Source organism: Reyranella sp., assembly GCF_052439685.1.
Lineage (GTDB): Bacteria > Pseudomonadota > Alphaproteobacteria > Reyranellales > Reyranellaceae > Reyranella.
Map to the genome: position 1 here is coordinate 114734 of NZ_JBQVQG010000004.1, position 13519 is coordinate 128252.

The following is a 13519-nucleotide window of genomic DNA, read 5'->3' on the forward strand; positions in this document are numbered from 1 at the left end:
CAGGTGGGGAGGGGCGGAGAAGGCACGCTATTTCAACCTTGAGAGGTATCGAGAGATGGGTGGCCCTGGAATGACGCGTGCCGACGTTCAGATACGCCGGATCGCTCCGTCGGAAGCCGCCGAATATCGGACCATTAGACTTGAGGCGCTTCAACGAGACCCCGAAGCCTTTGGCGCCACATTCGAGTCTGAGAATGCTCAGCCGCTGACATGGTTCGCGGATCGGCTAGCCGGATCCGAGGTGTTGGGCGCATATCGTGATCTTGAGCTTGTGGGTACGGCTGCGCTTTCCGTTCGACAAGGTCCCAAGGAGGCCCACAAAGGTATTGTGTGGGGTGTATATGTTCGGCTGGAGGCAAGGAGGGCGGGCGTTGCGCGCCTATTGACGGAGGCCATCATCCAACTTGCACGTTCGCGTGTTGAGTTGATTCAGCTGACGGTGGCCTTGGGCAACGAAGCCGCGCATCGCATGTACGCAAGCCTTGGCTTTTTGGAATATGGGACTGAGAGGAATGCTCTGAAGCAGAATGGCCGTTACTACGACGAAATCCTCATGGCCAAGAGTCTGACACCAAAGTCGGACTGAGACATCACCCGAGTATCAAGGCGATGTCATAAGGTCTTCGTCCAGTTCTTGTGGGCGTGAGGATCGGTTGGGCTCGCAGAGAATCCCGGTGTGAACCGGCCAACATGGAAAGAACGGCGCCGTGACTCGATTCGTGGATGTTCCGGCCGGGCTCTTCGACAGTCGGGAGTACGGCTTCGCCCAGGTAACGGTGACACAGACACCTGTCGGTCCGGCGGTGCATGTGTCCGGGCAGGTGGCCTGGGACGTCGATCGCAATGTCGTTGGCCGTGACGACATCCGCCGCCAGCTCGAGAAGAGCCTCGAGAATCTGGCCACGGCGCTGGCGTCGGTCGGCGCGAGTCTCGATCAGGTCGGCGCGTTGCGGCTCTATATCAAGCAAAGCCACATGCACGAGGGCAAGGCGATCAGTGGCGCCCTAAAAGCGGTCTTCGGCGACAATCCGCCTTGTACGACATGGATCGGCGTACCGGGCTTGGCTGACGACGCCTTTCTCGTCGAGGTCGAGCCTTCAACCGTGTTTCTGGCGCGTCCCTGAGACAAAGAAAGGGCGCCGCGGTTTCCCGCGACGCCCCTTCGAGACAGCAGGCTGCTACCTGCTTAGTGAGTAAGCGCTGCCGGGCCAGAGCCGGGCTGGACGGGGATCGCGCGGGGCTTCTTCTCCTCCGGGATCTCACGCTGCAGCTCGATCGTGAGCAGGCCGTTGGCGAGCTTCGCACCCGTGACCTTCACATGGTCGGCGAGCTGGAAGCGGCGCTCGAAGTTGCGGCCGGCGATGCCACGGTAGAGATACTGCTTCTCTTCCTGACTCTCGGTCGGCGCGGCCTGGCCGGTGACCAGGAGCTCGTTCTCCTTCTGGGTCACGTTCAGCTCGGCTTCGGCGAAGCCCGCAACCGCCATCACGATCCGGTAGGCGTTATCGCCGGCCTTCTCGATGTTGTACGGGGGATAGCCGTTGGCGCCGGACTGGCTGGCCACCGAGTCGAGCAGGTCGAAGACCCGGTCGAAGCCGACGGTGGCGCGATAGAACGGGGAATAGTCGACAGTACGCATTTGATCATCCTCTCCTGAGCGATGTTGGACGTTCCCGCCCCGGATGGGCGCTGGGAACGAGGTTGATTTGGGTGCGGGAAGAGCCGCTTCAAGAGTGGTAAAAATTTCCTTTGCGGGGCCTTGAACGGCAGGAAATGCTTCCATCCGCCGAACCTTCGGAAATTCAACTCATGGCTAATGTGCGAGATATCGCCAGATCAAAGGCGGTAACCGCATGTCCAAGTTCATTCCCCGTTCCGAGGCTGCTTTGTGGGTCCTGTCGGTCTCGCAGGCCGCCGGCATGCTCGGTCTCAACGTCCTTTTGCGGATGGCCGTGTCATGAAGCACCTGCCGCTGTTCTTCGATCTCGCCGGCCGCAAGGTCGCGGTGGTGGGTGAGGGGGCCAAGGCCGACCTGCGGGCCAAGCTCGCGGGCTCTGCCGGGGCCCAGGTCCTGAGGCTCCACGGCCCGGTCGCGGTGCAGGAGCTGCGCGGCGCCGTGGCAGTCTTCGTGGCCACCGAGGACGAAGCCGCCGATGTCGCGGCACACCGCCAGGCGAAGGCGGCGGGCGTCCCGGTGAACGTGGCCGACCGGCCCGCCCTCTGCGACTTCATCATGCCGGCCATCGTCGATCGTGACGGGGTGGTCGTCGCGATCTCGACCGGCGGCGCGTCGCCGACCCTGGCGACGGTACTGCGTGGCCGGGTCGAGGCGGCGTTGCCCGAGCGGCTGGGCACGCTCGCCAGACTGGCGACGACATTCCGAGCGCAGGTCAATGCGCTGGTCGCCGATCCCGCAAGTCGTCGCGTCTTCTTCCGCCGCCTGGTCGAGGGGCCGGCGGCACAATTGGCGCTGGCCGGCGACGAGGCCGGTGCGCGCCGCGTGGCACTCGGCGACCTCGATGCGGCGCGCCGCCAGCTGACGCCGTCCGGCATCGCCCACATCGTGGGCGCGGGGCCGGGCGATCCCGATCTGTTGACCCTGAGGGCCGCGCAACTCCTGCAGGAAGCCGATGCCATCCTGCACGACGATCTCGTGCCGCCGGCCGTGCTGGCGCGGGCGAGGCGGGATGCGGAGGTCGTCTCCGTCGGCAAGCGCAAGGGCCGTCCGAGTTGGGCACAGGCCGACATCGATGCGGAACTGGTCCGCCGCGTCCGTGCCGGCCAGACGGTGGTCCGGCTGAAGGCCGGCGACCCGTTCGTGTTCGGCCGCGGCGGCGAGGAAGTCGATGCGCTGCGCGAGGCCGGCCTTGCCTATACGGTCGTGCCGGGTATCACTGCCGCGCTGGGGTGCGCGGCCTCGGTCGGCATTCCGCTCACCCACCGCCGCCACGCCTCGGCCGTGACTTTCGTCAGCGGGCACGGCGCCAAGGAGGGCAAGCAGCCCGCCTGGGCCTCGCTCGTCGGCGAAGGCCATACGCTGGCGATCTACATGGGCGCTTCCGAGGCGTCAGCCGTGCGCGATCGCCTGCTGGCTGCCGGCGCCGCTCCGTCCACGCCGATCGCCATCGTCGAGAGCGGCACGCGGCCCGACCAGCGTGTCTCCACCGGCCGGCTCGGCGACCTGGCACGGCTCGCTGCCGCCCACTCCCAAAGCGGCGCGGCCGGCCCCAGCCTCATCATCGTGGGTGACGTCGCGGCCTATGCCGCCGCATCCCCCAGGTCTTCGCTCGCAAAGGTGTCCTGATGGCCAAGAATCTCAGCGGCGACCTGCAGGTCGCGTCCGCGAATCGCCTGGTCGACGGCATGGTGGTCTGGCTCGACGAGGCGGGGCAGTGGACTGATCGGCTCGAGCATGCGGCGGTGGCGCGCGACAAGCGCCACGCCGAAATTCTCCTGGAACGCGCCCGCGCCGAAGCTTTCACCGTGGTCGATCCATTCCTCGTCGCCGTCACCGAGGACGAGGAGGGCATCATCGAGCCGCTGTCCCTGCGCGAAAAAATCCGCGCCTCGGGCCTGACCTTCGAGACGATCGCGGCCGATGCGGTGCGCTATGCCTGATACCCATTTCTACAAGTACGACGATTACGATCGCACGCTCGTCTCCCAGCGGGTCGACCAGTTCCGCGACCAGGTGCGCCGCCGACTGGCGGGCGAACTGACGGAGGAGCAGTTCAAGCCGCTGCGCCTGCACAACGGCCTCTATCTGCAGCTGCATGCCTACATGCTGCGGATCGCGATTCCCTACGGCACGCTGTCGTCACGACAGCTGCGCAAGCTCGCGGACATCTCGCGCCGGTACGATCGCGGCTACGGCCACTTCACGACGCGGCAAAACCTGCAGCTCAACTGGATCAAGCTGGAGGATGCACCGGACGCGCTGGCGGCGTTGGCCGAAGTCGACATGCACGCCATGCAGACGTCCGGCAACTGCATCCGCAACGTGACGGCCGACCACTATGCCGGCGCCGCGATCGACGAGATCGAGGATCCGCGCATCTGGGCCGAGATCGTGCGCCAGTGGTCGACGCTGCATCCGGAGTTCACCTTCCTGCCGCGCAAATTCAAGATCGCCATTACCGGCTCGCCGAACGACCGTGCGGCGGTGCGTGTGCACGACATCGGCTTGCGCCTGTGGCGTAACGAACAGGGAGAGATCGGCTTCGAGGTGATCGTGGGCGGTGGCCTCGGCCGCACGCCGATGATCGGCAAGACGCTGCGCGAGTTCCTGCCGAAGGACGAGCTGCTCGCCTATCTCGAATCGACCCTGCGGGTCTACAATCGCTACGGCCGTCGCGACAATCTCTACAAGGCCCGCATCAAGATCCTCGTGCACGAGGTCGGCGTCGAGACGATGCGGGAAGAGGTCGAGGCGGAGTATGCCGCGAACCGCGACGGGGCGCTCAAGCTGCCGGCCGGGACGATCGAGGCCGTCGCCCGTCAGTTCGCACCGCCGGACCTGCCGCCGCGGCCGGCGACTTCAGGGCTGGTCGAAGCGCAGCGGCTGAGCGATCCTGACTTCGCCCTCTGGCTCAAGTCCAACGTCGCGCCGCATCGCGTGCCGGGCTACGCCATCGTGACGGCCTCGCTGAAGCCTGCGGGCGCGCCGCCGGGCGACGCCAGCGCGGCTCAGATGGAGGGTGTCGCCGACATTGCCGAGGCTTACAGCCAGGCCGAGCTGCGGGTCAGCCACGAGCAGAACCTGATCTTCCCCCATGTCGCGGTGGAGGATCTTCCGCGGGTCTACCGCGAGCTGGCGGTGCTGGGCTTCGCGGAAGCCAATGTCGGCAAGATCACCGACATCATTGCCTGCCCGGGACTGGACTATTGCGCACTGGCGAACGCGCGTTCTATCCCCGTGGCGCAGCGCATCTCGAACCATTTCGCGAGCCTCGCACGGCAGCACGATATCGGCGACCTGAAGATCAAGATCTCGGGCTGCATCAATGCCTGCGGCCATCATCATGTCGGCCATATCGGCATCCTCGGCGTCGATAAGAACGGCGTCGAACTCTACCAGATCAGCCTCGGCGGCGACGTCGACTTCGGCAGGACGGCGATCGGCACGATCCTCGGTCCCGCCGTGACGGCCGACAAGGTGGTCGAGACCGTCGATGCGATCGTCGCGACCTATCTCGATGCGCGTGAGGACGGCGAGCGCTTCGTCGAGACCTACCGGCGCATCGGCCCCCAGCCCTTCAAGGAGAATGTCTATGGCTCTCTATAGCGAAGCGGGATTGCCCGCATCCTACGTTGCTCTGCCCTTCGCCGACTGGAAGGCACGGCCCGAATGGCCTGCGGTGTCGCTGGCGAACACGGATCCGGTGGAGGACCTGGCCCCGCATGTCGGGCGCCTGCGCCTGATCGTTCTCGACTTTCCCAGGTTCAGCGACGGTCGCGCCTACAGCCAGGCCCGCCTGCTGCGCGGTCGCCTGGGCTATCGCGGCGAATTGCGCGCCACCGGCGGCGTCCTGCAGGACCAGATCGCCTTCATGCTGCGCTGCGGCTTCGATTCCTTCGAAAGCGAACAGCCGGGGTTCGGGGAAGCGCTTGCGAGGGCGCGCACGCTGTTCAGCGTCGTGTACCAGCCGGCCGAGGATGATCAGGTCCCGGCCTCGCTGCGCCGGCTCGAGCAGGCGAACGCCGCGGCCTCGTGATCAGGGCTCGCCCTTAGACTGTGTGGCGAGCCACGAGAGGGCTTCGTCGGATGTGTCGAAGATCTGGGCCTGCCCTTCGAATTTGCCGAGGTTGATATAGCGCTTGGCGAGTTCCGCGCCCACGCCGGGCCTGGGCACGAGAGCCAAAGGCCCACGCTTCGCCAGGGTCGCGTAAGCGGCGGCCCGGGCTCCAAGCATCATGACGTCATTATCGTCGTATGTCCCATCGCCCTGGCTTCCGTCGAACAGCTTGCGATAGGTGAGGGCGTCCTGCGCCACGACGGCATCGGTGAAATTCTCGATGTCCTTAAGCGTTATGACCCCCAGAACCCGGGCATGGACGAGGCGCTTCTCGTGGTCGATCGTGTACTCGATGGGCATGGGCGGACTTTAAGCAAACTCCGCGGGCATCGTCGAGCCGCTTGGCGGTTCCTGTAACCCCGGGTAAGCTTCCTGCAATAGCCGGGGACACACCGGCGGGAGGAAGCGACATGATCAAGGGAGCAACGAGTGCCGTGCTGGCGCTCGCGCTGGTCTGGTGCGCGCTTGCGACGCCGGCCTCTGCACAGGTCCTGGTGAACATCCGGTCTCAGGATGCACCGAGGTACGATCCTCACAGCAACACATCGAGCGGCATGGGACATCCCATGTTCATGATGGGCGACACGCTGGTCGCCCTCGACTGGGATCTGAAGAGCGTCCATCCCTTGCTGGCCAAGTCGTGGACCATTTCGGACGACAGGCTCACCTACACCTTCTCGCTGCGCGACGACGTCACCTTTTGCAGCGGCAAGAAATTCACCGCGGCCGACGTGATCTATTCCTTCACGCGCCTGGCCGACCCTTCGGCCCGCTGGCCCTTCTATTGGCGGCTGGGCGAGATCGACAGTCTGACGGCGCCAGATCCCTACACGCTCGTCTACAAGCTGAAGCGCCCGCACTCCGAGCTGCTTGTCGATCTGGCGAATTTCGCCGCGACGATCATCAACAAGGACAATGTCGAGTCCCTCGGCGCCGACTTCGGCGTCAAGGGCTTCGACGGCACAGGGCCTTTGTGCTGGGAGAGCTGGCAGCCGCGCAAGGAACTCGTGCTGAAGCGGCACGATGCCTACAAATGGGGCCCGACCGGCGTTTACGCGAACAAGGGGCCGGTCAGGTACGAGAAGATGATCTGGCGCATCGTGCCCGAGGAGACGACGCGCATCGCCACGATGCTGTCGGGGCAGGCCGATTTCTGCCACTGGAATCCGCTGCAGGCGATCGAGAGCTTCAAGAAGGCCCCCAACCTCACCGTCTATGAGCCGACCGCCGACTTCGCGATGTACTACTGGGGCCTGAAGAGCACACGCGAGAACCTGCAGGACAAGCGGGTGCGCCAGGCGCTCGCCCACCTGGTCGACCGCGAGCAGATCAACAAGGCCATCTTCTTCGGCCAGGCCGAGACGGCGCGGTCGCTGGTCCACCCCAAGGCGCTCGACTTCGAGCCGGCGACGCTCGACGTGCTGACCAGGCACGATCCGGAGAGGTCGAGGAAGCTGCTCGACGAGGCGGGTTGGGCGATGGGTTCAGACGGCTTCCGCCACAAGGACGGCAAAAAGCTCGAGCTGCTGATGTACTCCTACACGGTGGGGCAGAATCCCAAGCTGTCGGAGGTTCTGCAGGGGGCCGCCCGCGCCGTCGGGATCGACATCAAGATCCAGACCTGGGACCCGACCGTCTTTTTCCAGAAGATCGCCCAGCAGGACTATGACATCTGGACCCTGTCGGTGCCCTACACGTCGGCTGGCGACCAGATGTATCTCTACTATCACTCGAAGAACCGGCCGGTGCCCAATCGCATGATGTGGAACGATCCCGAGACCGACCGCATTCTCGACGCCGGGCGCACGGCGACCAACGAAGCCGACCGGGCGAAGTACTTCCATGAGATCCAACGCCGCATGCATGACGAGGCGCTGATGATTCCGGCGGCACATTCGAGGCTGTTCCTGGTCGCGAAGAAGAGCATCAAGAATGTGCGCTCGCACGGCATCTACAGTGCCGCCCTCTACAAGGGGCTGGACGTCCAGCCCTGACTTCGGGATCGTGGGACATGACCACGATCTACGGCATCAAGAACTGCGACACGATGAAGAAGGCGCGCGCCTGGCTCGACGGGAAGGGCGTTGCCTACGAGTTTCACGATTACAAGAAAACGGGGATCGAGCGCGACCGCCTGGAAGGATGGGCGCGCAAGGTCGGCTGGGAAGTGCTGTTGAATCGTTCCGGCACCACCTTCCGCAAGTTGCCCGACGAGGAGAAAGAGGGGCTGACCGAGGCCAAGGCGATCGCACTGATGATCGCACAGCCGTCCATGATCAAGCGGCCGGTTCTCGAGGCCGGGGCGACGCTGCTCGTCGGCTTCAAGCCGGAGCACTACGAAACCCTCGTCTAGGCGGTTGGCGACTGGCGCGCCGGCTTGCAGGCAAGAGCGATGCACTCGACATGGCGATGGTCGGTGCCGCAGCAGCCGCCGAGAACGTTGATCTGCGGGTTCGCCCGAACGATGTCGCGATACTGGTGCCCGAGCTCGGCCGGATCGCCGGCGTCGAGATCCGGTGAGTCGTTCAGCTCCTGGTGACTGCGACGCGATGCGTTCGCACGCAGACCACGCAGGCGCTGCGTCCAGGGGTGCTCCGGGGCGATTGCATCTTCGAAGTGGGAGGGATGAGCGCAATTGAGCATGTAATAGGCGGGCGCGTTCGTGGTCGCCTGGTCGACGAGGGTGATGGCCGCGTTCAAGGTTTGCCCTGTCGGAAGGCGGCCGTCGGTCTCCACCGTGAACGAAATTGCCACCGGAATCCCAGCCCGGCGCGCGGCGGGGGCGATGCCGATCGCCTCGCTCGTATTGGTCATGGTGATGGCGCTGACCATGTCCGCCCCGGCATCTGCAAAGGCATTCACCTGTAGCGCGTGGTAGGCCTCCGCCGTGTCCTCCGACATGATCTCGCCCGGCACGTAGCCGTCGCCGCGCGGCCCGATACAGCCGTTGACGACCATGGGCGACGCCGGGGTTTCGTGAGCCTCCCGCAATTCCTGCATCAGAGCGATCGCGTCGGTGTTGGCGGCGGAAATTTCTGCGATCGAGTAGCCGAGCCTCGAGCCCCAGTCGGCGCTTGCCCGCCAGGTCGGGCTCTCGAGCACGAATCCCAGGGCGTTGAGACGCGCGATCTCGATGAAGCGTTCGTAATATTGCTTCAGCGCTCGGCGGCCCTCGGTGTCGCGCATCAGGGGAAAAGCGGCGAAGAGGGGCAAGTCGAGCCCGTCGTCGAAGATGAGGCAGGTCTCTATACCGCCGTCGGTGAGGAAGAGGCCGCCGTTCTCCTGCGGCAGCCGGTGACGGTACCGGGCAGTCGTCGTCATCAGATGCTCTCCTCGGGGACAAGGCAGCCGGTACAGCACGAGATCGAGACGAAAAACATTAAATATCAGTTGGTTATATCAGGTAATTGACACTTCGCGCGAAATCGCGAAAGATCAGCACATAAGGCCTTGTAAGGCCAAGATAATTGATTCTCGGCGCCTGCTATCACTGCTCCCCTCATTATTTCGAGGTCCAAAATGAAAATCGCTGTTTCCCTTCTCGTCCTGCCGCTTGCTCTGTCGGTTGCCGCATGCGGCGATACCTGGGGCGAACGTGCCGTGACCGGTGGCGGTATCGGTGCGGGCACCGGTCTGGCGGTCGGCGCGATCGCGGGCTGGCCTCTGGTTGCGCCCGTCCTGGTTGGCACTGCGGTCGGTGCGGGTATCGGCGCGGCAACCACGCCGAAGAAGTAGGTCAGCCGAGCAGAAGCTTGAGCTTGCGGTCGAAGACGCGCAGCACGTCTTCGAGCGTGTCCCCGTGCGCCAGCTTGCGGGGGCCATTATAGACCACGTAATTGCCGCCTCCGCCGCCCGGGACCTTGGCGATGGCGAACAGCGGCTGCTCTGCGGTGTGCCGGAAGATCGAGAAGATCGCCATGCCCGGCCGGAAGTCGATGGCGTAGTCGCGCCATTCCCCGGATGCCACACGCATGCTGTACAAACCGAGGAGTCGCGACAGTTCCCGCTTGTCGAACGAGACGATTCGGCGCCGGGCCCGCTGATCGGCCAAACGGTACAGATTGCTCATGCCGTCGCAATTTCGAACATGTCAGTTGCGTGAATTCTTGCAGAACCGTCGATGGGGGTAAAGCGTCTCGCCTGCCCATTCGGTTGTTTGCCAAAGCCGGGGTAGGGGGCTATGAACCGCCGCTGAAGCTGTTGATATTCCGCGATATTCCGGGAGCACTACGTGTCCGACTCCGCCGCGTTCCATGAAATCGACGAGGCCGTCCGCAAGGACGAGATGAAGGAGTGGTGGAGTCGCTATGGCACCTGGGTGGTTGCGGCTGCCGTCGTGGTCGTGGTGGCTGTCACCGGCTTTGTAGGATGGCGCCAATACGATCAGGCGCAGCGCGCCGCGGCCGGCGCCTCTTATTCGGCGGCCCTCGCCCAGATCGCGACGGATCCGGCAGCCGCGCGGGCAGAACTGGACAAGCAGGCAGCCACCGCCGTTCAGCCCTACCGTTCGCTCGCCGCGCTCACCGCCGCGCAGCTGCGCGCCACGCTGGAAGAGCAGGTGACGGCGCTGTCCGCCGTTGCGCCCAGCCTGTCGGCGAGCGAGCTGAGCGACCTCGCCCTCGTGATCGCCGCCTTCAAGAGCATCGATACGCCCAAGGCGGAAGAGATGGTGGCCCGCCTCGAGCCGCTTGCGGGGCCCGATCGTCCGTTCCGGCTCAGCGTCCGCGAACTGCAGGCCATGCTCGCCGTTCGCAAAGGCGATACCAAGCACGCGAAGGAACTGTGGAACGAGATCGCCAAGGATCCGGCCGTGCCGCAGGGCGCTTCCCAGCGCGTTTCGGCGATGCTCAATCTCTACGGCGGCGCGGAGGCCAAATAGTCCGATGTGGAGCGTAGTGCGCGTGGTCGACCCCCGTTTCCTTCTCGCCGCCATCCTCCTGGTGGTCTCCCTTTCCGGTTGCGATATCTTCGACAAGAAGAAGACGGCGCTGACTGGAGAGCGCATTTCGGTGCTGGGAGACCGCAAGGACCTCGAACCCGACAGCGAGGCCGCGAACATCCAGATCGTGCTGCCGCCGCCGACGGTCAACGAATCCTGGCCGCAGTCCGGTGGCTTCGCCAACAATGCGATGCACAATCTGGCCATCGGCGCCTCGCCGCAGATCATCTGGACGGCGGATGTCGGGGCGGGCAGCAGCTCGACGCGCATCCTGACCACACCGCCGGTCGTCGCCGAAGGCAAGGTGTTCGCCAAGGACGCGCAGGGAACCGTGTCGGCATTCAACGCCGATACCGGGGCGCTGCTGTGGCGCGTCACGCTGGCACCGGAGAAGGCGCGCGACTCCGACGAATTCGGCGGGGGCCTTGCCTATTACGGCGGGCGGCTGTTCGTCACGACGGGCTTCGCGAACGTCTATTCTCTCGATCCAGCAACCGGCAAAGAAGACTGGCATTCCATCGTCAGCGCGCCGGTCCGCGGGGCGCCGCTCGTATTCGGCGACCGGGTCTTCGTCATTGCGATCGACAACAAGCTGCATGCCCTCGCCGCGTCCGATGGTTCGGACCTCTGGCAGTTCGCGGGCCTGCAGGAGACCTCGGGTTATGTCGGGGGCAACAGCCCGGCAGGCTCGGGCGATGTCGTGGTGGCGCCCTTCACGTCGGGTGAACTCGCGGCGCTGCGTATCGACAATGGCCGGCCGATCTGGAACGAAACGCTGATCGGTGCGCGCGCGGACGTACGGGCCTTCGGCAATCTCGCCGACATTCGCGGCCGTCCGGTCATCGACCGTGGTCTCGTGATCGCCATTGGTTCGGGGGGCCAGATCGCCGGTGTCGACCTGCGTTCCGGCCAGCGCCAGTGGGACCGCAACATCGGCGGCAGCCAGACCCCGTGGCCGGCGGGTCGCTTCCTCTTCATCGTCACCGGCAATGCCGACGTCGTCGCCATGGTCCGTGACACGGGCAAGATCCGTTGGGTCACGCCCCTCACCCGGTACGAGGACTCCAAGAGGCACGTCCCGGTCCTGTGGGGTGGTCCGGTGCTGGCGGGCGACCGTCTTCTCCTGACCAGCTCGCTCGGTGATCTGCTCGTCGTTTCGCCCTATACCGGCGAGATCATGGGCAAGATCGACGTGCGCGACCGCGTGCGCCTTGGTCCCGTCATCGCCAACCAGACGATTTATGTCCTCACAGACTCCGGGCGACTCATTGCCCTCCGCTGAAGAACGCTCACCATCCCAGGGACTGCGTCGGGTCGCCATCGTCGGTCGTCCCAACGTCGGCAAGTCGACGCTCTTCAACCGTCTGGCTGGCCGGCGGCGCGCCATCGTCGACGACACGCCCGGTGTCACTCGCGACGTGCGCGAGCAACCGGCACAGCTGGGCGATCTCGCCTTCATGCTGCTCGACACGGCAGGTTGGGAAACCGCAGGTGGCGAGGCCCTCGAGGCGCGCATGCGCCGCTTCACCGAGCGGGCGATCGACGGTTCGGACGTCGTCCTGTTCCTGATCGATGCCCGCTCCGGAATCCTGCCGCTCGACCAGAGTTTCGCGAGCTGGCTGCGCAAGCGATCGGCCAAGGTGATCCTGGTCGCCAACAAGTGCGAAGGCCGCGCTGGCGCGCAAGGGTTGGCCGAGGCGCACGGGCTGGGCCTCGGTGAACCGATCCCGGTTTCGGCGGAACACGGCGAGGGGCTGAGCGATCTTCACGAAGCGCTGGGCCGCTATATCGAGCCGATGCCGGATGAAGACGAAGCCAGTGAGGCCGACGCGGTCGATCCCGATCTCGACGACGTGCCGGAGGGGCGGCCGCTGCTGCTGGCCATCGTCGGTCGTCCGAACGTGGGCAAGTCGACGCTCCTCAATCGCCTGGTCGGCGAGGAGCGCGTCCTGACGGGGCCAGAGGCTGGAATCACGCGCGATTCCATCCGGGTGGAATGGGAGTGGCGCGGCCGTCCGGTGCGCCTGGTCGACACGGCCGGCATGCGTCGCCGCAGCCGCATCGACGCCAAGCTGGAGGCCGCCTCGGTAGCCGATTCGCTGGACACGATCCGGCTCGCCGACGTGGTCGTGGTCGTGCTCGACGCCGCGGACATGGCCGAGAAGCAGGACCTCAACATCGCCGGCTGGGTGATCGAGGAGGGCCGCGCGCTGGTGATCGCGGTCAACAAGACCGACCTTCTGGCCGACGACCAGTCGGGCTCGGCGAAGCAGTGGCGCAAGCTGCGCGACCGCCTGGAGATGTCGTTTTCGCAGGTCAAGGACGTGGCCATCGTCGGCTTCTCGGCACTGACCGGACGCGGCGTCGAGCGCCTTCTGCCCAAGGTGTTCGAGACCTACGAGATCTGGAACAAGCGGGTCACGACACCCAAGCTCAACCGCTGGCTGCGCGAGATGGAGACGCTGCATCCGCCGCCGCTGGCGCCCAACGGCCGGCGTATCCGGTTGCGCTTCATGACCCAGATCAAGCGCCGGCCGCCGACCTTCATCTTGTCGGTCAGCCAGCCGCAGGAGCTGGGCAACGACTATCTGCGCTTCCTGACGAATCGCCTGCGCGACGATTTCGACCTGCCGGGCGTGCCGATCCGGCTCAGCATGCGCAAGCCCAAGAACCCCTACGAGGGCCGCCGCAAGCCACAGCGGTAGGGCTGAGCGGAGCTCAGCCCGGGGAGCGTCAGGACATTGCCTCTGGCAATGTCCGGGGGCGTTGAAGACAGGGCGATCAC

The 13519-nt window shown here is 65.2% G+C and carries 16 protein-coding genes; 12 read left to right on the forward strand and 4 right to left on the reverse strand.

Features of this window, described 5'->3' with window-relative positions:
- The first annotated feature begins 70 nt into the window (after positions 1 to 70).
- Both ACT6UX_RS07535 and ACT6UX_RS07540 read left to right on the forward strand, forming a co-directional pair.
- A complete protein-coding gene (locus ACT6UX_RS07535; RefSeq protein ID WP_444774529.1) occupies positions 71 to 586 on the forward strand; it encodes a GNAT family N-acetyltransferase in 516 nt (171 codons plus the stop codon).
- A 133-nt stretch (positions 587 to 719) separates the two neighbouring features.
- Positions 720 to 1124 carry a RidA family protein gene (locus tag ACT6UX_RS07540; RefSeq protein WP_444774530.1) on the forward strand — a complete coding sequence of 135 codons (405 nt, stop codon included), beginning with the start codon at positions 720 to 722 and terminating at the stop codon, positions 1122 to 1124.
- A gap of 62 nt (positions 1125 to 1186) precedes the next feature.
- Here the strand turns inward: ACT6UX_RS07540 and ACT6UX_RS07545 are convergent, their stop codons facing one another.
- The gene (locus ACT6UX_RS07545) at positions 1187 to 1639 is read right to left on the reverse strand and encodes an Hsp20 family protein (protein ID WP_444774531.1); all 453 of its coding nucleotides are present in this window, start codon (positions 1637 to 1639) and stop codon (positions 1187 to 1189) included.
- A 318-nt stretch (positions 1640 to 1957) separates the two neighbouring features.
- On the opposite strand from ACT6UX_RS07545, the gene cysG reads away from it, so the two are divergent.
- The 4 genes from cysG to ACT6UX_RS07565 are packed head-to-tail and all read left to right on the forward strand — an operon-like array spanning position 1958 to position 5714.
- Complete coding sequence (gene cysG, locus ACT6UX_RS07550; protein ID WP_444774532.1) at positions 1958 to 3304, forward strand: siroheme synthase CysG; 1347 nt, start codon at positions 1958 to 1960, stop codon at positions 3302 to 3304.
- A complete protein-coding gene (locus ACT6UX_RS07555) occupies positions 3304 to 3618 on the forward strand; it encodes a DUF2849 domain-containing protein (protein WP_444774533.1) in 315 nt (104 codons plus the stop codon). Before cysG ends, ACT6UX_RS07555 begins: the two co-directional genes overlap by 1 nt.
- On the forward strand, positions 3611 to 5284 hold the full coding sequence (locus tag ACT6UX_RS07560; protein WP_444774534.1) for a nitrite/sulfite reductase: 1674 nt from the start codon (positions 3611 to 3613) through the stop codon (positions 5282 to 5284). The genes ACT6UX_RS07555 and ACT6UX_RS07560 overlap by 8 nt, the downstream gene beginning before the upstream one ends.
- The gene (locus ACT6UX_RS07565; protein ID WP_444774535.1) at positions 5271 to 5714 is read left to right on the forward strand and encodes a DUF934 domain-containing protein; all 444 of its coding nucleotides are present in this window, start codon (positions 5271 to 5273) and stop codon (positions 5712 to 5714) included. Before ACT6UX_RS07560 ends, ACT6UX_RS07565 begins: the two co-directional genes overlap by 14 nt.
- Here ACT6UX_RS07565 and ACT6UX_RS07570 read toward each other — a convergent pair whose 3' ends face one another.
- Positions 5715 to 6095 (reverse strand): hypothetical protein, encoded by a 381-nt coding sequence (locus ACT6UX_RS07570; protein ID WP_444774536.1) that lies wholly within the window; start codon positions 6093 to 6095, stop codon positions 5715 to 5717.
- Positions 6096 to 6205: 110 nt separating this feature from the next.
- Here ACT6UX_RS07570 and ACT6UX_RS07575 point away from each other — a divergent pair, with 110 nt between their 5' ends.
- Both ACT6UX_RS07575 and ACT6UX_RS07580 read left to right on the forward strand, forming a co-directional pair.
- Complete coding sequence (locus ACT6UX_RS07575) at positions 6206 to 7789, forward strand: ABC transporter substrate-binding protein (RefSeq protein WP_444774537.1); 1584 nt, start codon at positions 6206 to 6208, stop codon at positions 7787 to 7789.
- A 17-nt stretch (positions 7790 to 7806) separates the two neighbouring features.
- Positions 7807 to 8148 carry an ArsC family reductase gene (locus tag ACT6UX_RS07580; RefSeq protein ID WP_444774538.1) on the forward strand — a complete coding sequence of 114 codons (342 nt, stop codon included), beginning with the start codon at positions 7807 to 7809 and terminating at the stop codon, positions 8146 to 8148.
- Here the strand turns inward: ACT6UX_RS07580 and ACT6UX_RS07585 are convergent.
- The gene (locus ACT6UX_RS07585) at positions 8145 to 9116 is read right to left on the reverse strand and encodes a homocysteine S-methyltransferase family protein (protein WP_444774710.1); all 972 of its coding nucleotides are present in this window, start codon (positions 9114 to 9116) and stop codon (positions 8145 to 8147) included. The genes ACT6UX_RS07580 and ACT6UX_RS07585 overlap by 4 nt on opposite strands.
- Positions 9117 to 9314: 198 nt before the next feature.
- On the opposite strand from ACT6UX_RS07585, the gene ACT6UX_RS07590 reads away from it, so the two are divergent.
- Positions 9315 to 9530 carry a cell envelope biogenesis protein OmpA gene (locus ACT6UX_RS07590; protein ID WP_422013122.1) on the forward strand — a complete coding sequence of 72 codons (216 nt, stop codon included), beginning with the start codon at positions 9315 to 9317 and terminating at the stop codon, positions 9528 to 9530.
- Position 9531: 1 nt separating this feature from the next.
- Here the strand turns inward: ACT6UX_RS07590 and ACT6UX_RS07595 are convergent, their stop codons facing one another.
- The gene (locus ACT6UX_RS07595; protein ID WP_444774539.1) at positions 9532 to 9864 is read right to left on the reverse strand and encodes a DUF2794 domain-containing protein; all 333 of its coding nucleotides are present in this window, start codon (positions 9862 to 9864) and stop codon (positions 9532 to 9534) included.
- A gap of 162 nt (positions 9865 to 10026) precedes the next feature.
- Between ACT6UX_RS07595 and ACT6UX_RS07600 the strand changes: the two genes are divergently transcribed.
- The 3 genes from ACT6UX_RS07600 to der are packed head-to-tail and all read left to right on the forward strand — an operon-like array spanning position 10027 to position 13439.
- Complete coding sequence (locus tag ACT6UX_RS07600; RefSeq protein ID WP_444774540.1) at positions 10027 to 10674, forward strand: tetratricopeptide repeat protein; 648 nt, start codon at positions 10027 to 10029, stop codon at positions 10672 to 10674.
- A 22-nt stretch (positions 10675 to 10696) separates the two neighbouring features.
- Complete coding sequence (locus ACT6UX_RS07605; RefSeq protein WP_444774541.1) at positions 10697 to 12016, forward strand: outer membrane protein assembly factor BamB family protein; 1320 nt, start codon at positions 10697 to 10699, stop codon at positions 12014 to 12016.
- Complete coding sequence (der, locus tag ACT6UX_RS07610; protein WP_444774542.1) at positions 12003 to 13439, forward strand: ribosome biogenesis GTPase Der; 1437 nt, start codon at positions 12003 to 12005, stop codon at positions 13437 to 13439. The genes ACT6UX_RS07605 and der overlap by 14 nt, the downstream gene beginning before the upstream one ends.
- The last annotated feature ends 80 nt before the right edge of the window (positions 13440 to 13519 follow it).